This is a genomic window from Dysgonomonas sp. PF1-14 (assembly GCF_029892965.1).
Classification (GTDB): domain Bacteria; phylum Bacteroidota; class Bacteroidia; order Bacteroidales; family Dysgonomonadaceae; genus Dysgonomonas.
Window position 1 is genome coordinate 1 of sequence record NZ_JARXWN010000009.1, and the last position, 19,438, is coordinate 19,438.

General features: G+C 39.9%; 16 protein-coding genes. 13 read left to right on the plus strand and 3 right to left on the minus strand.

The window, feature by feature from the left end; genetic code table 11:
- The 6 genes from M2448_RS11750 to M2448_RS11775 all read left to right on the plus strand — a co-directional run.
- Nucleotides 1–191, plus strand: a 191-nt coding sequence (locus tag M2448_RS11750) for a hypothetical protein (RefSeq protein ID WP_280646303.1), incomplete at its 5' end; no start/stop codon positions are given.
- Nucleotides 192–289: 98 nt separating this feature from the next.
- Complete coding sequence (locus M2448_RS11755; RefSeq protein ID WP_280646302.1) at nucleotides 290–505, plus strand: DUF6132 family protein; 216 nt, start codon at nucleotides 290–292, stop codon at nucleotides 503–505.
- 1 nt (nucleotide 506) lies between these two features.
- Complete coding sequence (locus M2448_RS11760) at nucleotides 507–809, plus strand: rhodanese-like domain-containing protein (RefSeq protein ID WP_280646301.1); 303 nt, start codon at nucleotides 507–509, stop codon at nucleotides 807–809.
- 8 nt (nucleotides 810–817) lie between these two features.
- On the plus strand, nucleotides 818–1,054 hold the full coding sequence (locus M2448_RS11765) for a YgaP-like transmembrane domain (protein ID WP_280646300.1): 237 nt from the start codon (nucleotides 818–820) through the stop codon (nucleotides 1,052–1,054).
- Between the two features lies 1 nt (nucleotide 1,055).
- On the plus strand, nucleotides 1,056–1,529 hold the full coding sequence (gene trxA, locus M2448_RS11770) for a thioredoxin (RefSeq protein WP_280646299.1): 474 nt from the start codon (nucleotides 1,056–1,058) through the stop codon (nucleotides 1,527–1,529).
- A gap of 26 nt (nucleotides 1,530–1,555) precedes the next feature.
- Nucleotides 1,556–1,936 carry a winged helix DNA-binding protein gene (locus tag M2448_RS11775; RefSeq protein ID WP_280646298.1) on the plus strand — a complete coding sequence of 127 codons (381 nt, stop codon included), beginning with the start codon at nucleotides 1,556–1,558 and terminating at the stop codon, nucleotides 1,934–1,936.
- A 532-nt stretch (nucleotides 1,937–2,468) separates the two neighbouring features.
- Here M2448_RS11775 and M2448_RS11780 read toward each other — a convergent pair.
- Complete coding sequence (locus M2448_RS11780) at nucleotides 2,469–2,678, minus strand: transposase (protein ID WP_280646297.1); 210 nt, start codon at nucleotides 2,676–2,678, stop codon at nucleotides 2,469–2,471.
- A gap of 463 nt (nucleotides 2,679–3,141) precedes the next feature.
- Between M2448_RS11780 and M2448_RS11785 the strand changes: the two genes are divergently transcribed.
- From M2448_RS11785 to M2448_RS11810, 6 genes are all read left to right on the plus strand, one after another.
- Nucleotides 3,142–7,116, plus strand: coding sequence for a two-component regulator propeller domain-containing protein (locus M2448_RS11785; protein WP_280646296.1), 3,975 nt, complete (start codon nucleotides 3,142–3,144; stop codon nucleotides 7,114–7,116).
- A gap of 244 nt (nucleotides 7,117–7,360) precedes the next feature.
- Nucleotides 7,361–8,185, plus strand: coding sequence for a glycoside hydrolase family 16 protein (locus tag M2448_RS11790; protein WP_280646295.1), 825 nt, complete (start codon nucleotides 7,361–7,363; stop codon nucleotides 8,183–8,185).
- A 17-nt stretch (nucleotides 8,186–8,202) separates the two neighbouring features.
- Nucleotides 8,203–11,391, plus strand: a complete 3,189-nt coding sequence (locus M2448_RS11795) for a SusC/RagA family TonB-linked outer membrane protein (protein WP_280646294.1) — start codon at nucleotides 8,203–8,205, stop codon at nucleotides 11,389–11,391.
- 41 nt (nucleotides 11,392–11,432) lie between these two features.
- Nucleotides 11,433–13,106, plus strand: coding sequence for a SusD/RagB family nutrient-binding outer membrane lipoprotein (locus M2448_RS11800; protein WP_280646293.1), 1,674 nt, complete (start codon nucleotides 11,433–11,435; stop codon nucleotides 13,104–13,106).
- A 24-nt stretch (nucleotides 13,107–13,130) separates the two neighbouring features.
- Nucleotides 13,131–14,387, plus strand: a complete 1,257-nt coding sequence (locus M2448_RS11805; RefSeq protein WP_280646292.1) for a hypothetical protein — start codon at nucleotides 13,131–13,133, stop codon at nucleotides 14,385–14,387.
- A gap of 29 nt (nucleotides 14,388–14,416) precedes the next feature.
- Nucleotides 14,417–16,741 (plus strand): glycoside hydrolase family 3 N-terminal domain-containing protein, encoded by a 2,325-nt coding sequence (locus M2448_RS11810; RefSeq protein WP_280646291.1) that lies wholly within the window; start codon nucleotides 14,417–14,419, stop codon nucleotides 16,739–16,741.
- A 312-nt stretch (nucleotides 16,742–17,053) separates the two neighbouring features.
- On the opposite strand, the gene M2448_RS11815 is transcribed toward M2448_RS11810, so the two are convergent.
- Complete coding sequence (locus M2448_RS11815; protein ID WP_280646290.1) at nucleotides 17,054–17,200, minus strand: hypothetical protein; 147 nt, start codon at nucleotides 17,198–17,200, stop codon at nucleotides 17,054–17,056.
- Between the two features lie 260 nt (nucleotides 17,201–17,460).
- Between M2448_RS11815 and M2448_RS11820 the strand changes: the two genes are divergently transcribed.
- Nucleotides 17,461–18,426, plus strand: a complete 966-nt coding sequence (locus M2448_RS11820; RefSeq protein ID WP_280646289.1) for a helix-turn-helix domain-containing protein — start codon at nucleotides 17,461–17,463, stop codon at nucleotides 18,424–18,426.
- Between the two features lie 7 nt (nucleotides 18,427–18,433).
- Here M2448_RS11820 and M2448_RS11825 read toward each other — a convergent pair whose 3' ends face one another.
- Complete coding sequence (locus M2448_RS11825; RefSeq protein WP_280646288.1) at nucleotides 18,434–19,420, minus strand: hypothetical protein; 987 nt, start codon at nucleotides 19,418–19,420, stop codon at nucleotides 18,434–18,436.
- Nucleotides 19,421–19,438: the final 18 nt, after the last annotated feature.

Sequence of the window (19,438 nt, forward strand, 5' to 3'; positions counted from 1 at the left end):
TGTTCATTTATTTAATCGTTTGTCAGACAATTAAATATAATCATTTAATTGATAATGAACAACTTCTTTTTTATTTAGCTAAATGCACCACGGGTGGTTTTAATATAATTGTACTCTCCGATTACCGGAACCATCATAAACTCAACACGGATTTACCAGAGGTTAGAGAACTACGCCTGTCAGTTATTTAACATTATTTGTGAATTTCTTTTTATTTATTTCCTAAGGAATTATTTTCTATTGGAATATATATGTATCTTTGTAATACAAAATATAGCAGTAAATAAATATGAAAATTATAAAAGACAATTGGACATATCTACTGGGTGCTTTACTGGGAGCAGTGGGCGGATATCTATATTGGAGATTTATTGGATGCAGTACCGGTACTTGCCCGATAACTTCATCTCCCACCATAAGTACCTTATATGGTGTATTACTGGGAGGTTTACTGGGAGGAATTTTCAAGAAGAGTAAAGTAAAAACAAATAATAAAAATGAATAATATGATAGGTTTTTTTAGCCGGTTGTTTGGATTGGGAAATAAAGTTGATTTTAAAGCTCTTTTGGAGAATGGCGCTATACTTCTGGATGTTCGCACAAAAGAGGAATATAAACAGGGGGCGGCAGTTAATTCAATTAATATACCGTTAGATAGATTGAATAGTAATCTATCAAAACTGGAGATGGGTAAACCTATTATTGCCGTATGTACCAGTGGTATACGTAGCCGGGACGCGGTAACGATATTGAAGAATAATGGATTTAAGGAGATATACAATGGCAGAAGTTGGACTAGTTTTAAATGAGGGGCAAAATGGATAGCATATTAAAAAATTGGAATCTAATCCGGATAGTTCGTTTGTTATTGGGAATAGCAGCCATTATCTATTCTATAACTTCTAAAAATTATATTTTTCTGTTTCTGGGAGGGATGCTCCTTTTCCAGGCAATTATGAATATTTCCTGCTGTGGCTCCGAAAGATGCCATACCGGCAATAAACAAAAAGAGAATATCTATGGCGACCAGATAAAAAAATATAAACCGGATTAAAATGAAATATACAATATTATTATTTCCATTAGCCGTATTATTACTATTATCCTGTAATAATAAAGCAGAATTAAGTAATCAGATAAAAGAAACGATTAAAAAAGAGAATAAAATGACAACAATACATTTAACAAAAGCTGAATTCTTAACAAAAGTTGCTAATTTTGAAACAAATCCCGCCCAGTGGAAGTATCTGGGGGATAAACCGGCATTGATTGATTTCTATGCAGACTGGTGCGGTCCCTGTAAAGCTATAGCTCCGGTACTGGATGAGCTAGCTACAGAATATGGCGACCGTATATATATTTATAAAATCAATACGGAGACAGAGCCTGAGCTTGCCGCGGCCTTTGGGATAAGAAGTATTCCGTCACTACTGTTTGTGCCGAAGACTGGAGAGCCTCAGATGGCTACGGGAGCACTGTCTAAACAGCAGTTAAAGGAAGTTATCGATAATATGTTATTAAAGGAATAACAGGTATAAATATAAGTTTATGTTATATGGCAGATAAGATGAATAACCCACAAATAAGTACATTATGCCAGATCCGGGATGTGTACAGGGAAATATATGAATTTGAATTAACTTTTCAGCAATTATATAATCTTGGGCTGAATGAGGGGATGCTACTATGCTCCCTGAACACTCAGAAATATTCTTCAAATGAATTAGCAGGCATACTGGGACTTAGTAACTCAAATACATCGAAAGTGATAAAGTCGATAGAAAAAAAAGGGCTTATCAAACGTATTGTCGGGAAAGATGATAAACGTCAGATGTATTTTGCTCTAACTCAAGCAGGACAAAAAAAGCTGGAATCGATAAAATGTGCCGAATTTGAGATTCCAGAAACCCTAAGAACTATAATCAAACCAATGTAACACAGGTTGGTAAGATAATAAAACAATAACATTAAGGAAAATAATTAAATAAAGATAATAATCATATCATATAAATCAGGATGATTAAAGGGGATTCGTTCCAAAAGATTACCAGGAAATAACAGATTGGAATTTAACACTTCAAATACTGTCTTAATTTTATGAATATGCAACTCAAGGGCACTTGCAACCAGATGTATTTTATTTTTCTTATCCTGGAAATTCGGGAAAATTCTATATTGATTATCGAACAGGAGAAATCCATCAGTAAAAAAAAAGAGAAACCAATTAAATATAACTATAATTGGACAAACGACTCATGGACTATAACGGATGAAACAGGGATTATATATAATTTTACACTAGTGTCCACTAAAAAAACAGATTCTTAATAATTGAATGAATTGGAATTATGAGTACTATTGATTTTCAGTATTTTAAAAAATTGAAATATTCAATTTTGACAATTAAGTACTAAGTGTAAATTCAAATCCGTTTACTCTAAAATAAATAATAAATTACTTATTATCAATCAAATACAGATGTTTGTGCGATTCTTAGTGGACACTAATGATAATTTTTTTGGCAACATACGCCATTGACAGCCGGTTTTTACTAAGTAAAATAGGGCGTTCCATATTTCTTTCAAATCATGCTTTCGTTTTCGCTCTTCGAATAACAAAACTTTTTTCATATATTGCCATTGGGTATCGGTTATATCGGTCGGATAAATTTTATTCATTGTAATTTTAATGACTTGGTAATCTTAAAGTTACGAATAAATATCTACTTAAACAACTGATACCCAATATATTTTACTGCGATTTGTCCATTTTTAAACAGGTTCTTAATATTTTGGTAAAATTTAAACAGACTCTAAGAGATTGCGGAAAATGTTGGGTCTGCCTCAGAAAAAACTGACATCCAAAGATTCTGTTCCGGCATCGGGCATCTTAGAGCAAGATATTAATTTGCTGTGTAATTCCTAAAAAGAATCGCCTGCGATACAATAAATTTCTATAACTTTACCTTGGATTAACATAATGACATATTTTTATAATTGTTCTTATTGTCAAATATAATAATATCAGCCATGCATCCCTTTTAGGTAATTTCTAGAATGGGACGCAGGCCATTCGTTTTTATTTATCTATCACATGTTTATTCTAACTATGAGGTTATTCTTGAAATATGTTATTATTATAATGTTATGGATAATCAGCATAACAGTCAAGGCTGAATTAACCAACAACATGTTTGATATCAGGCATATTGGTTACTCAGAAGGCCTTAGTAGTCAACGTGTGTTTTCTATTGTTGAAGATAATCATGGCGTAATATGGATTGCGACCAAAGTGGGTATAGACCGCTATAATGGTCAGACTGTAAAAAGCTATACCTTGCCGGGAGACTTTCATTATGGCGATATGGCCGGGCGCAGGCTTCGCTTGCTATACAATGAGCGTTACGGAGGGCTGTGGGCATACGACCATACCGGAAGGATATATCGTTACTCTGTCTCGAACGACTGTTTTGAACAAGATTTATTTCTAGGAGAGTACATTAGTGGAGAAATTATTCTCAATAAATTATGTTTGGATCATAACGGGACATTATGGTTCGGACTAAGCAAAGGGCTGTATAAGAAAGAGGCAGATGGGCGTATCAGTTCTATTGTCCCCGAACAGTATGTAAATGATATTATTTCTACAGGTAAATCGCTCTTTGTCGGTACTTCTAAGGGGGTAATGAAACTTTCACATTCCGGATTGAGTCAGCCGTACTGGCTGATAGAAGGAAAAGACATACAGACTTTGTTCTGCGACGTTGCTAAAGATGAACTCTGGGTAGGGACTTTCAACAATGGCTTGTGGGTAATGAACCTGACCACTTCCAGTCTGCTCTTTCTGGAAGGACAAGGTTCCGGTTTTCTTAATCCCATACGAGACATCACCATTTACGACACTCATACAGTATTGGTAGGAATAGACGGAGGAGGAGTGTACACAGTGGACAGAGACTCGAAGAAGACTCATCTGCTGATGAGTACCGAAGACAGTACCGACATTTTCTTACGGGGCAATGGTATTTATGCCGTCACCAAAGACCGTCAGGGAAATATCTGGATAGGCAGTTATTCCGGAGGTGTATCTGTCGCTATCTTATCAAGATACCCTATCACAATATTAGCACATGAAAGGGGAAACCCTCAGTCGCTGGCAAACAATAATGTCGATGATATAGAAGAAAACTCTAATGGGGACTTGTGGTTCGCAACCGATGACGGAATCAGCATCCGGAACGCCTCCTCGTACAGGTGGAATCATACGCTGAAAGGTAACGTAATAATTACTTTATGTAAAGATGAAAAAGGCTCGGTATGGGCAGGAACCTATGGTGATGGCATCTATCTTCTGAATAGCGGGGGGCAAGTCATACGGCATCTCACTAAACAGGGAGGGGAACTGACGACAAATTACATATTTTCCATCAGGCAGGATATAGATGGCGACTTATGGGTCGGAGGTCTGGATGGAGATCTGCTAATAATGGACAAAGAGGGACAGCACAAAAAGTCATACAATATAAAATGGGTTCACTCTATACAGGTACTGGATCACGACCAGATAGCGGTAGCTACCGTAAATGGTTTTTGTCTGGTGAACAAACGCAGCGGAGATATACAACGCTACGCTACTTTTCAGGAATTTCTGAATCAAAATGCCAGCGCTTATATCATTTCTATGCTTTTCAATGATGACGGTACCGTTTGGCTGGGTACCGAAGGTGGTGGATTAAACCTGTACGACATGCATACCCGCAAGGCAAGGACATTCACCACACAGGAGGGGCTTCCATCCGACGATGTATATAGTCTGCAAAAGGATTCCAGAGGGCGTTTGTGGGTAAGCACAGGAAAAGGGCTCGCACTGATCGAAAACTTTCAGGTATCGAACCTCAATTACTTAGGAGACATAGATAAGGAATATAACAAGTCGTCATTTGTCCGGCTGGCAGACGGAAAATTTGCCTATGGGAGTACAAATGGTGTTGTCTGTATTACGCCCAATGCCATTGCTGCCACAAACTATCAGGCTCCATTGCGATTTACCGGCCTGACGATAGAATACTTAGACACTGACCAAGAAAAACGTTTACGTCCTGTTATATACGACATGCTGACTAACGGTACTGTCCGGCTTGATTACAGCCACAACTCATTTGCCATTACATTCGAATCAATCAACCACCGTTTCCAGCGCGACATTGCCTACCAGTATATCCTCGACGGATACGAGAAGTCATGGAGTAATTTATCACCCAATGGCATGGTACGATATACAAACGTCTCACCGGGTTCCTATCTCCTCAAGGTACGTAGCCTGCGCCAAAGTAATAAGGAAATAATATCGGAGCGAACACTTATACTGGAAGTGTCGCAACCCTGGTGGAATTCATGGTGGGCCTGGATGTTTTACATTTGCATCGCAGCGATCATTTTTTACTTTATTTTACGATACAACAGCAATCGGCTTCAGAAAAAGTACGATGAAGATAAAATAAGGTTCTTCATCGATACCGCACATGATATCCGCACACCGGTAACACTTATTATGGCACCGCTGGAAGACCTCAGCAAAGAAGAAGGACTTCCCGATAAACTACAGTATTTCCTGGAACTGGCGCGCAACAACACTCACAAGCTGTATACACTCGTCACACAACTACTCGAATTTGAGAAAGTGGATACTCATAAAAAGCAGCTTATATTAACCCCGCTAAACCTCAACGATATTCTTGCAGAAGAGATTGCCAGTTTTCAGCCATTTTGTGATAAAAAACAATTACATCTAAGTCTTTCCTTACCCGATGAAGATGTTTACATTATGGCAGACAAGCATATGGTAGAGATTATGTTGGATAATCTGGTATCCAATGCCTGCAAATACACAATGCCTCAGGGTGAGGTCTGCTTAAGTTTGAACTCTACCAAACGAAAAGCGATTATAGAAATTAAAGACAGCGGTATAGGTATTCCCAAAAAGGATAGAAAATACTTATTTACTGATGTTTACAGAGCAGAAAACGCACGAAGATCGCAGGAAGGGGGAACCGGATTCGGTCTTTTGCAAGTGCATCGCATAATAAAGATGCTACAGGGAAAAATCAGCTTCCGGTCGGAAGAGAATAAAGGAAGTATATTTACGATAACGCTGAAAAGGACGGATTCCGTTCCCCAGCCAGTAAGTAAGCCGACCGTCACTTCGAAGGAATCCTTGCCTGCCGAAATTACCGATATTACGGAACGTGAAAGCAGCGAAACAATAAATATAAGCAGGCAGGGAGAAATGAATACATTGCTTATCGTAGAGGATAACGAGGCTCTTCGCTATTATTTGCGCAAAACTTTCGAATACGATTACCGGGTAGTTGATGTTTCTGACGGACAAGAAGCACTTTCCTACCTCACAAATGAATATCCCGACCTGATACTGTCCGATGTTATGATGCCCGGCATACAAGGCGATGAACTTTGCAAACTAGTGAAAGACAATCCCGATACATCGGGGATACCTTTCGTCCTCCTTACAGCAAAGGTCAGTCACGATGCAACAGTTGAAGGACTAAAGAAAGGTGCAGACGATTATATTCCCAAGCCTTTCAGTACCGAGATACTGAAACTAAAAGTACATACCCTCATCCAAAACAGAAACAGGCAAAGAGACTTCTTTATGCGGCAAGTTATAAAACAAGTTGAAGCAGACAAGCCCTCCACAGATAGTCAACAAAGCCGGATAGAAATAGAAACTACAGAAGCCTCTGACAGTAAGACGGACGAATTGTCCATAAATATTCAGTCGGAAAGTGACCGTAAATTTGTTATACAAGCCACTCAGCTTGTCATCGAAAATATAAGCGATACCGATTTTAATATTAACACCTTGTGCCGCGAAATGGCTATGAGCCGAACCCTTTTTTACAGCCGGCTCAAGTCATTGACAGGAAATGGCCCCCAAGAATTTATTCGGATTATCCGGCTTCAAAAAGCAGCCGAATTATTAAAGGAGGATAGAAACGTGACGGAAGTTGCTCTTGAGACTGGATTTGTAAATACTAAATATTTTAGTTCTTTATTCAAGAAACAATTCGGTGTTCAGCCCAGCAAATATTCAGAATAAAATCTATGCACACAAAACCGGACTATTTCCTATTTTAGTATAAGGCTAAACATAAAAATTGTCAGCAATCAAACCTTATATGTCAGCAATCAACCCATCATTTTGCTGCATAATTTCAATCTTTGCATCAAGCTTTCAAGAAAAAACAGAATAAAGCAATGTCTGAAGAATGTAAGGACACATTTTATTACTGACTATACTTCAACAGCTATGAAAAATAAGTTTAACCCTAACTATCTGTAATATGAGAAAGGTAATAATCTTACTACTATTATCAATGTGTTCAATGCAGCAAGCCTGCTCCTCCAATGATGGGTATATAGAATCCGAAGAACCTGAAAAATCTCTCTTCAAAGACGATTTTGACTCCTTCAATGAAAATGTGTGGACAAAAGAAACTCATGAAGCTGGATGGGTCAACAACGAACTGCAAGCCTACGATCCGGCATATGTATCAGTCGGTATGGACGAAGGCAAATCAGTACTGATTCTGACAGCCGAACGTAAAGGAAACAAGATTTTCTCCGGACGGGTAAATTCGCAAGGAAAGAAGAGTTTCAAGTATGGAAAAATAGAGGCAAGCATAAAACTGCCAAAAACAGCCAACGGCTTATGGCCTGCATTCTGGATGATGGGAGATAATAATAAACACTGGCCACAATGCGGAGAAATAGATATTTTGGAAATGGGTGAGCGCAATGGAATAGCTTCGGGTACCTCCGAAAGATTTGTAAATACAGCCATCCATTTTGGGGAGAATGTCGAAACCCACCGGCAAGAATATCATGCCGCAAATGTTGCTAATAGCTTACAAGACGGTAAATATCACACCTACACATTAGATTGGGACGAAAACAGCCTCACAATAACTATTGATAATGTCAAATTCCACTCTTTTGACATAAGCAAGGTCAGCGGACGCTATGGATATTTCCAAGACAACTTCTATATCTTATTCAATCTTGCCGTAGGGGGCGACTTCCCCGGAATCCACAATATAAACGATATTACGGCACTGAAAGATGGAGAAAAAACACACATGTATATCGATTGGGTAAAAGTATATTAATCTTAATTATATATTCTATGAAAGTAAGAAATTGCAAGTATGCATTACTCTGTGGAACATTGTTTCTCTGCCTGTTGGGAAGCGTTCCACAAATGAAAGCAGCAAAACCGGATCATTCCGAAATTACACAAAAAGACAATAAAGTCACAGGAACAGTAAAAGATGATCTTGGGCCTATAGTCGGAGCCTCTGTTGTCGAAAAAGGAACTACCAACGGAACTATGACCGACACAGACGGTAAGTTCAGCTTGAATGTTCAGTCTGGTGCCACTCTTGTCATCAGCTACATAGGCTTTAAGACCCAGGAAGTGAAAGCTGGTAATACTCCTTTAGATATTACTTTGGAAGAAGACAGCAAAATGCTTGACGATGTAGTGGTTACTGCATTAGGTATAAAGAGGGAGCGTAAAGCATTAGGCTATGGCGTAGATGAAGTAAAGGGTGATGCCCTAACAAAAGCGAAAGAAACCAATGTCATCAATTCTATGGCAGGGCGTGTAGCAGGACTGGTAGTCAGCCAGACTGCGGGCGGGCCATCCGGTTCTACGCGTGTCATCCTGCGTGGTAGCACCGAAATGACAGGTAACAATCAGCCTTTATATGTTATTGATGGTGTGCCTCTTGACAATACTAATTATGGCAGTGCCGGAACAGCAGGAGGCTTCGACCTTGGAGATGGTATCTCAAGCATTAATGCCGATGATATTGAAAATATGTCTGTACTGAAAGGCCCTGCCGCCTCTGCACTGTACGGTAGCCGTGCCAGCCACGGGGTTATCCTTATCACTACTAAAAAAGCCGGTGAGAAAGACAAATACAGTATAGAATATAACGGAACATTGACTTTCGACACACAGTTAGCCAAATGGAACGATATACAGCAAACATATGGTATGGGTAGCAATGGAACCTATAGCATCGATGCCGTATCGAATACGAATAAGAGTTGGGGTCCTAAAGCGGATGGAAGTAATATGCTAAGGTATTTTGACGGCGTAGAGCGTCCTTACCTCATCATACCTGACAATACTTCAGATTTCTTCCGTACAGGACTTACAGCCACTAATACAGCCATTGTCAATACAAATAGCGGCAATACGGGTGTACGCTTTACTTATACTGATATGCGTAACAAAGATATCGTACCAAAGACCCACATGAGCCGCGACATCTTCAATCTGCGTACCAACACTACCCTATCTAAAGTAGATCTCGACTTCAGCGCTAACTATACGCGTGAAGATGTGAAGAACCGTCCTGCACTGGGCGACAGCAAGTCGAATATCGGTAAAAACCTGATGACCCTCGCTACTACTTATGACCAGGAGTGGTTGAAAACCTATCAGGACGCAAATGGAGAATATTCGAACTGGAACGGTATGGACCCTTACAACGTGAATCCGTACTGGGATGTATATAAGAATTCCAATAGTTCTAAAAAAGACCAGTTCCGCTTCAATGGTAAAGTACTCTGGAACATCAATAAGCACCTGAAATTGCAAGGTACGGCAGGTACTGAGCTTAACTGGTTTGCCTTTGAAGATTACAAGGCTCCTACTACACCGGGATTCGAAGCCGGACGCTTACAAATCAGCAACTTCCGAAACCGTATGTACAATTTTGAAGTACTGGCTCTTTACAACAACAGATGGGGTGATTTTGACCTCAACGCTACCCTTGGTGGTAATGTTTATAAAGTGAATAACCAGACCACTGTAACCACAGCACAAGACATGCAGATACGAGATGTAGTGACGCTGATGAGCTTCAATGAAATAAGTGTTGAGCCAAACAGCTATCGCAAGCAGATCAACTCTGCTTACGGAGCAGTTAATGTAGGATGGAAACATATGCTCTACCTTGACGCTACCCTACGTGGCGACCAGTCGTCAACCCTGCCTATAGGAAACAATGTGTATGTTTATCCGTCATTCTCTGGTAGTTTCGTATTTTCCGAACTGACCAAAATGGACAATATCATGCCTTATGGAAAGCTCCGTATGTCTTGGGCACAAGTAGGTAGCGATACTGACCCTTATCAATTAGGCTTGGTGTACACAAAATCAAAATATGCTTATCCCGGTTACACCATTGGTTATATCAACAATAATACAATTCCTAATCAGAAGCTGAAACCGACAAAGACCAATTCTTTTGAAATAGGTTTGGAAACGAAATTTCTGAAAAATCGAGTTGGCCTTGACTTCACTTACTATACACAGAACAGTAAAAACCAGATTATGGGTATGGCCAGTTCATGGACAACAGGTTATACCAGCCGTCTGATCAATGCCGGTGAAATAGAAAATAGAGGTATAGAGATTGTGCTCAATACACGCCCTGTAGAAGTAAAAGACTTCTCTTGGGATTTGAACCTGAATTTCTCTAAGAATAGCAACAAGGTAAAAAAACTTGTTGACGATATGGATATGTTCGAACTGGAAAAAGCTGCTTGGCTAGATGTACAGGTGGCAGCAAAAGTGGGCGAAAACTTCGGTTCTATCATTGGTCCTGATTTTAAGCGTAACGACAATGGAGACATCCTTATCGATCCGCAAACAGGTTTGCCTCAGTATGACAAAAGCAACCATGTTTTGGGTAATGCTTCGTGGGACTGGACAGGAGGCCTCCTTACTACCTTCACTTACAAGAATCTATCGCTCTCCGCAGTCTTCGACGTAAAAGTGGGTGCCGACCTCTATTCTATGTCAGCTCGGGCTTCTTATGAGTCGGGTAAGAGCAAAGAAACGCTTGAAGGGCGTGAGGGATGGTATAAATCAGAAGAACAGCGTCAGGCTGCCGGCATAGCCAAAGGCTCTTCTTCATGGAATCCGACAGGTGGTTTTATTGCTCCCGGTGTCATTGATAATGGTGATGGTACCTATCGTGAAAACAATATCTATATTAACCCCGAAGACTACTGGATGAGCGTCAGCAGAAATGCTCCGTCAATGTTTATCTATGACAACTCGTATGTGAAGTGTCGTGAAATAACGATGAGTTACAACGTGCCAAAACCATGGTTGAAGAATGTTGTTAAGGGACTTACCCTCTCATTTGTTGCACGTAACCCGTTCATCGTATGGAAGAATATCCCTAATATTGACCCGGATTCCAACTATAATAATACGACAGGAATGGGACTGGAATATGGTTCGTTGCCATCGCGCAAGAGCTATGGATTCAACGTCAATGTAAAATTCTAAAAGGATATCAAATTTTAATTCATCGATAAAGAATATATACAATGAAATACAATAAATATATTACAATAATATTGGCCGCATGTGCCATGCTCTTTACTGCATGTAGTGACGAGTATATGGAAAACATGAATACCGATCCATCGAAGGCAGCCTCTATTGACCCTAATGCACAGCTCACTACTGCGCAACTACAGACTTATGGCAGCCTCGATATGGAGGAAATTCATCGCAATTATCTCTATGCGTTCAATCAGCAGCTTATGGGATGCTGGAATACTACAAATTATGGAGGGCGTCATACACAAGATAATTCAGAAATGAGCCGCGTATGGACATTCTTTTATGCTAATGCCATTAAGAACATCACAGATGCACAATACCGCACAGCTGATGATCCGAATAAAGTAAATATCAATTCAGCCCTGAGTATATACAAGGTTTATCTTATCTCAATCATTACCGACATTTATGGAGATGCTCCATACAGTGAGGCAGGCAAAGGCTTACTTGAAGATATATACACCCCTCGCTATGACAAACAGGAGGATATATATAACGATTTCTTCCTTGAGTTGAGTGCTGCTACTGCTAACCTCGATGCAAGTAAAGATAAGATTACGGGTGATGTGATTTTCAATGGAGATGTAACAAAATGGAAAAAGCTGGCCAATTCGCTTCGCTTGCGCTTTGCGATGAGAATCTCTGATGTTGCTCCGCAAAAAGGGCAGGAAGAATTTGAGCGCGCACTGCAAGCCGATGGTGGTATTTTAGAAAATGCATCAGACGACGCACTTATCAAATATATGAATATATCGTTCAGCTTTGGACAAGAGGCATATTCCGATTATCGCGGCAATGCCATGTCACAGTTGTTATTTGGCAATGACCCTGCTAATAATCCAAGCTATTTGTGTTCTACGTTCTTCAATCAGCTATACAATACTAACGACCCTCGTACTTTCAGAATTGCACGCTGCTACTATGACGGACTTATGAGTTCTACAAGCCCTGACAACCGCATCGATTTGACAGATGAAATGATAGAGAAGAACATCCCGTTCCAACCGCGCGATCCGGGAGCTTATTCTTGGGAACCATGGCCATCAGGTTATGATAGTGACATATTGAAAGAACTGGCCGAAAATGATCCTTCGATCTCTGCCAGCGTTGCTCGTGAGACTGAGCCAAAACTCGCCAACAATTTCCTCAAAGGAGACAATCCGGGTGTAGTGATGACTTCGGCTGAAGTGAAATTCTTATTGGCAGAGGCTGCATTGAAAGGATGGAATGTTGGTAGTGCTTCTGTTAATGACCTCTATAAGCAGGGAGTACGCGCAGCAATGGACTTTCTGTCTGACAATTACGGTTGTGAAGTAGTCTCTAATGATGATTTTGAAACGTTTTTCCCGAATATAGGTATAGGCTATACCAATGAGCAGAAAAAGGAAGCCATTAACACACAAGCATGGATTCTGCATTTCACTAACCCTTCCGAATGTTGGGCTAATGTTCGCCGTTCGGGCTATCCCAAACTGAAATCGCCGGCAGATTACGGCTTCGGTCAGTTCCTTACCGGCGGTTCTGAAATTCCTGTGCGCCTTTGTTACCCTGTACTTGAATCGTCTTACAACAAAGCGAGCTATGATGAGGCATTGAGCCGTATGGGCGGCACTAACAGCTGGAACACACCTGTATGGTGGGATATTGCGAAGTAATTATAAAAAAAATAAAAGTCAAATATGAAAAAGATATATTATATACTGCTTGCTATGCTTGCGATGGGGTTTGCATTCACAGCCTGTAGTGACGAAGATCCGTTCTCAACTGCTACAGCAGATGATGAACCACGTATACTCGACCCTATCTTCCCCGACCGTGAAAACGGAAATCTACCTGTTATCGCCAATATTAGCCGCGATGCAAATCTTACGATGAAACTGACAGTTACGCCGGCCGACCATACCACTATCTCGTGGCTAATCGACGGCCATGAAGTTCAGACTGGTACGGAACTCGACATTAATCTCAAAGCCGGTACATATCAATTCAAGGTAGTAGTCTCCACCGAATCGGGTAAATCGACTTATCGCGAAGGTGTCGTACAAGTTAATCCTCTGTCTGATGATCCGTGGGCAACAGAAGTTGGATTCGAAAGAATCATTGCACCTGGTACAACAGCTCGTCTCTATGGCAATAATCTCGACAAGGTGAAAAGCATAGTTATCGACGGAAAAACCATCACTGACATTACTTATATCGAATCCGAAAGCGGGAACTATATAGAATATACCGTACCAACCGACCTGACAGAAGGAGAACATCGTGTGATTCTGGTAGATACCGGTGGTAGCGAGTTTGGCGGCAATGTGGTTACAGTTTCCAAGGCGGCACTCATCACATCAGGAGCCGACCGAACCAATGCCAACAGAGAGTGGGTTATGACCGGTATTAACCTTGATCAGATCGCTTCTCTCGCATTTGCAGGACAAGACATCACTGAATTCATTCGCCAGACAGCAACAGAAATTGCAATTATTTGCCCGTCTCTTGCAGATGGAGAATATAAACTGACAGGAAAGACAACAAATGGAGATAACATTCAATTCTATAGTGCTCAAGGTGCTACCACAGAAAAAACAGTTACTGTATCTTCAGAAACAGTTCTTTGGCAAGGGCATCACTATGTATCATGGGATCTTCCTGATGGTAATCCTAATAAAACCTTCAACCTGATCGGGAAAGACGTATTTGCTACAATAACAGCTGGTGCCATCTTAAAGATTCATTATTCAGCAGCCTCCGGTGATGAGTATCATCAGTTACGTACAACCAGTGGCTGGTGGGACGATCTGCCGGGTACTTCTGTGATAGAATTCTCAGAGGATGGCATGAAGGAAGTACAACTTACACAGGAAGTCTTGAATAAGATACAGGCAGAAGACGGATTCCTCTGCGTAGGGCATGGCTACTATGTGGATATGATAACTGTACAGTAATAACTGTTAAAAGAATAATATTTTCGGATATGATACTAAAAAAAATACTGTTAGTCCCGGTATTGGTAGCGATGGCTGCCTGCTCTAAGCAGGCAGTATCTCCTGCCATCCCTGAAGATTCCCAGATAGAAAAGCAGGTAGAGGAAGTCCTCTCAAAAATGACACTTGACGAAAAAATAGGTCAAATGACAGAACTGGCCATTGACGTATTGGGTGATTTTGAGAATGGTGAATTCAAGTTAGATGATGCCAAACTTCATAAAGCTATTGCGGAATTTAAGGTCGGCTCATTCCTAAATGCTCCGGGTCCCGTTGCACAAAGCAGGGAGAAATGGCAGGAAATTATCGGTAAGATACAAGCTGTATCGATGAAAGAAATTGGTATTCCATGTATCTATGGACTGGACCAGACTCATGGCACTACCTATACATTAGATGGCACGTTGTTCCCACAAAACATCAATATCGCTGCTTCGTTCAATCCCGAGCTGGCATACGAGGCGGCGCGTGTCACTGCTTATGAAACTCGTGCTGCCAATTGTCCTTGGACTTATTCACCTACTGTGGATATGGCTCGTGATCCGCGATGGTCACGTGTTTGGGAAAATTTTGGCGAAGACTGTTTGGTTAATTCCATAATGGGAGGCGCTGCTGTTCGCGGTTATCAGGGAGATGACCCTAATCATATTCCTGCCGACCGTATTGCTACATCAGTAAAGCACTATATGGGCTATAGTATGGCGCGCACAGGTAAAGACCGTACACCGGCTTACATATCCGTTTCTGACCTGCGCGAAAAGTGCTTCGCTCCTTTCAAGGAGTGTGTCGAAGCCGGAGCTTTGACTATTATGGTCAACAGCGGTTCTGTTAACGGAGTGCCGGTACATGCCGACTATGAGTTGCTTACGAAGTGGCTGAAAGAAGATCTCAACTGGGATGGCATGCTACTAACCGACTGGGCCGATATCAATAATCTTTATACACGCGAACACATTGCAGCAGACAAGAAAGAAGCCATTCAAATAGCTATTAATGCAGGCATAGATATGGCAATGGAACCTTACGACCTCAGTTTCTGCACACTGTTGAAAGAACTGGTACAAGAAAACAAAGTGCCGATGAGCCGTATTGACGACGCTGTTCGCCGTATCCTCCGTCTCAAGTTTCGTTTGAACCTCTTCGAACGCCCCAATACCTTATCTGAAGATTATCCGCTTTTCGGTGGTAGTGAACATGCAGAATTGGCACTTCATGCAGCTGAAGAATCACAAATCTTACTTAAAAATAAAGATAATATATTGCCTTTAGTGAAAGGTAAAAAACTTCTCATAACTGGTCCTAATGCCAATTCGATGCGCTGCTTGAATGGTGGATGGAGTTATTCATGGCAAGGACATCTGACAGATAGATTCGCCGGCAAATATAATACTATCTACAAGGCTTTGTGCAATAAATTCGGAACAGACAACGTTCGTCTGGAGCAAGGGGTAACCTATAAGCCAGAAGGCAGCTATACAGAAGAAAATGAACCGGAAATAGAAAAGGCTGTTGCTGCTGCTCGCAACGCGGATATCATCATCGCTTGTATTGGTGAAAACTCTTACTGCGAAACGCCAGGTAACCTCTCTGATCTTGCTATCTCAGCTAACCAAAGCAAGCTTGTAAAAGCACTGGCCTCTACGGGAAAACCTATGATCCTGATACTTAATGAAGGTAGGCCTCGTATCATCAATGACCTGGAACCACTGGCAAGCGGTATCGTAAACATTCTACTACCCGGAAATTATGGTGGTGATGCATTAGCCAATATTTTAGCCGGTGATGCCAACCCCAGTGGCAAGATGCCTTACACATATCCGCGCAACCAAGCGGAACTTACTACCTATGACTACAGGGTAAGCGAAGAAATGGACAAGATGGAAGGTGCATATGACTACGATGCGGTGATTTCTGTACAGTGGCCTTTTGGTTACGGACTCAGTTACACTACGTTTGAGTATAGTAATTTTCAAACAAATGCAACTTCATTTACCGCAGAAGATGAACTGAACTTCTCCATAGATGTTACTAATAGCGGTACACGTATCGGAAAAGAGGTTGTTATGCTGTTCAGTCGCGACTTAGTGGCATCTCTTACCCCGGAGAGTCGCAGGCTACGAGCTTTCCAAAAAGTGGAATTACAACCGGGTGAGACTAAAACAGTCACAATGCTCATCAAAGGTAGTGACCTGGCTTTTGTCGGTGCTGATGGAAAATGGATTCTGGAACAAGGAGATTTTCGTTTGCAAAGTGGTAATCAGACACTAAATATTACATGCAACAAAACACATAAATGGGATACTCCAAATAAATAAAGTATCATTTAAAAGCTTTATTGTTGAACAAGTCAACTGACAAAACGAAGAAGGTGTCTCACAAGGATGCCTTCTCCGTTATATAAGTTATCTTGATTTTTTAATATTAAGCCCATAGAGTTTCGGTATTAATAATCAGCCGCTATTTACAATCTATAACGACTGATTAATTCTATAATTTGGTGTTACAATAATAATTTCACAGGATTCACCTGAAGCTATTCACAAAATATTTTCCTGTAATATTTATCCGCTTCGAGTTGGTACAGGATGCCCGAACCCATTTGTCTTGCTGTCATTTTCTTTATACAGCTACATCTTTGCATCAATTATGTCTTTTTCCAATAATATTTCGATTGGAGCATCTTCATCACCGAAGTTTACCAATGCAATTGTATTTCCTAAATCTGTTTGGGAAGCTACTGCCTTCACATGTTTGGGCATATTACTTCCAGGCATAAGTGATAATCATTGATTTTTGTTTAAGGAATATCATTATATCTCTAAATCAATCAAGACTTTTTACTCTTTTCTGGGGGGCACTTTCCGTTAGAAGGGCGGAACGGTTTACTTTGGATTTAACGGGACAGTTTCAAAAGGATTTCCCAACTACACAAATGATCCAAAAAGTACTTTTTTAACAAATTCGCGTATATTAATTGGATATCTGATAAACATTTTTAGAACCTGATGGTTTATCATTATAGAAAACTAAACTTATGAAAGAAGGATTGAGCGAAAAGTTGATAACGGCAATACTGGACTATTTGCCAAGCAATAAAAAACTTGTATCTTTTCTGACAGATTTGCTTGATCTAAGCAGAGAATCAGCATATCGCAGAATTCGAGGAGAAATATCTTTTTCTTTAGAAGAAGCAGTAACAATTTCAACTAAGCTAGGGCTATCGTTGGATGAACTAATCGGACAAAGCAATAAGAAAAGGGCTTTTTTTGATTTAAATTTGGCAAATGAAAGAGATGAAACTGAAAAATACTCCAATATACTAAACAGTATAAATAATATATATGTAAGAATGTCTAAGGCCCAAAATGCCCAGATTATTATTTCGAATAACAGAATCCCGATTCCCCTTACCTTAAATTATGAATACACAAAAAAATTCAGATATTACAAATGGGTACATCAAACACATAATGTTCCCATCAACTTCTACTTCTCAGATTTAGAAATACCCAGACAGTTAAATGAGGATTACAAAAAATACATATACAATTATATGAATGTCAAAAATATTACGATCATTTTTGACAAAAATGTATTTATTAGTTTTATCGAAGAAATCTTATACTATTATGATCGCAATCTTATCAAGAAAGAAGAGCTGAAGGCTATTCAAAGTGAACTGTTTCAAATACTCGACGATCTGGAAAGAATGCTTCTGACAGGAAAATATAAGGGTGATACAAATATTCATATTTATTTATCTTCTCTCAATATAAGCTCTAACTGTACTTATCTCGAGTATGACAATAGTGCCTGTGCTCAGTTCTGGATATATACGGTAAGTCCTATTATCGTATATAATAACGAAGTTTGCCAATTACAAAAAAAATGGTTGGAATCGCTTATGAAATACTCTTCGCTGATTACAAAATCGAATGAGAGTTTACAAGCAGATTTCTTAAATGAACAAAGAGACCTGATTAAGAGTATGGAGCGATAATCATAATTTATACCGACAACTCCTTATTATTCAGATGAAGTTGCTCCAGAAAGCCCCGTTGTCTGATAAAAAAATCTGTACGTACTATTTCATTCGACAATGATATCAGTGTAGAATACTTCAATATAGACCTTGTCCATAATTTTTGCTCTTCAAAAACATTTTTACTATGAATGATAACAGGATTTATCCCTGATGACCAAAAAAGCGTAGACTCCTTTCCGTCATATTCAAAAAGTACATAGTTAGATTCTATATCCAGAGCCGACACATAGATTGAAATATCCGTCCCCTTTTCGCTTCTGCCTGTATGTGACAAATATTCAAGTCGGTCAAGCATAGCCTGCAAATCTTTTTTCAGTTCTAGCAGTTCGTCTTCGGTGAGCAAATTTCTCCGGTAATAGAACAGAATTGTTTTCACTGTAGCTTGAATAATATTATCGTCGAAAATAATCGTCAGGTCTTTTACCAGTTCGGTAGTACGTGCATACTCCTTATGTATATCTATCACCTTTGCTGGAATAACCAGATCCGAGAATTTAGAATTGATAGCTAAATTCTTAGTTTGATGAACCCACTTGAAATAATTTAGTTTAGACAGTTTTTCGAATTGCATTAAAAGAGCGATCGGTAATTTATTTCCTACAACCGTAGCCTTTGAATGGTTTGCCTCAAATATATTACTATATGTATTGATAGTGTTCTCTAGCATTGTCACATAACTATCTGTCGGAGACTGAAAATTAGTCTTATTAATATAGAAAGACGCTTTATCTTTATTCATGAAACCAAATACATCGTCTATCGAAATATCTAGTTTTGATGATATCAACGCTGCTTCTTCTAACGTATACGATATTTCATTCCTGACTCTGCGATATGCAGATTCTCTACTGGTATTCAATATCTCCATCAGGAAAGGAACCACTCTCTTACCTTTCGGCACATGGCTCTCTATTATAGCGTTAAGCCGTTCATTAATTGGGGTCTTCATAGAATTGTTTTGTATACA

What these genes read in the sequence shown, in the direction of transcription:
- M2448_RS11755 (WP_280646302.1), top strand. Translation starts at nt 290, where the DNA reads ATGAAAATTATAAAAGACAATTGGACATATCTACTGGGTGCTTTACTG.
- M2448_RS11760 (WP_280646301.1), top strand. Translation starts at nt 507, where the DNA reads ATGATAGGTTTTTTTAGCCGGTTGTTTGGATTGGGAAATAAAGTTGAT.
- M2448_RS11765 (WP_280646300.1), top strand. Translation starts at nt 818, where the DNA reads ATGGATAGCATATTAAAAAATTGGAATCTAATCCGGATAGTTCGTTTG.
- trxA (WP_280646299.1), top strand. Translation starts at nt 1,056, where the DNA reads ATGAAATATACAATATTATTATTTCCATTAGCCGTATTATTACTATTA.
- M2448_RS11775 (WP_280646298.1), top strand. Translation starts at nt 1,556, where the DNA reads ATGGCAGATAAGATGAATAACCCACAAATAAGTACATTATGCCAGATC.
- M2448_RS11780 (WP_280646297.1), bottom strand. Translation starts at nt 2,678, where the DNA reads ATGAATAAAATTTATCCGACCGATATAACCGATACCCAATGGCAATAT.
- M2448_RS11785 (WP_280646296.1), top strand. Translation starts at nt 3,142, where the DNA reads ATGTTATGGATAATCAGCATAACAGTCAAGGCTGAATTAACCAACAAC.
- M2448_RS11790 (WP_280646295.1), top strand. Translation starts at nt 7,361, where the DNA reads ATGAGAAAGGTAATAATCTTACTACTATTATCAATGTGTTCAATGCAG.
- M2448_RS11795 (WP_280646294.1), top strand. Translation starts at nt 8,203, where the DNA reads ATGAAAGTAAGAAATTGCAAGTATGCATTACTCTGTGGAACATTGTTT.
- M2448_RS11800 (WP_280646293.1), top strand. Translation starts at nt 11,433, where the DNA reads ATGAAATACAATAAATATATTACAATAATATTGGCCGCATGTGCCATG.
- M2448_RS11805 (WP_280646292.1), top strand. Translation starts at nt 13,131, where the DNA reads ATGAAAAAGATATATTATATACTGCTTGCTATGCTTGCGATGGGGTTT.
- M2448_RS11810 (WP_280646291.1), top strand. Translation starts at nt 14,417, where the DNA reads ATGATACTAAAAAAAATACTGTTAGTCCCGGTATTGGTAGCGATGGCT.
- M2448_RS11815 (WP_280646290.1), bottom strand. Translation starts at nt 17,200, where the DNA reads ATGCCTGGAAGTAATATGCCCAAACATGTGAAGGCAGTAGCTTCCCAA.
- M2448_RS11820 (WP_280646289.1), top strand. Translation starts at nt 17,461, where the DNA reads ATGAAAGAAGGATTGAGCGAAAAGTTGATAACGGCAATACTGGACTAT.
- M2448_RS11825 (WP_280646288.1), bottom strand. Translation starts at nt 19,420, where the DNA reads ATGAAGACCCCAATTAATGAACGGCTTAACGCTATAATAGAGAGCCAT.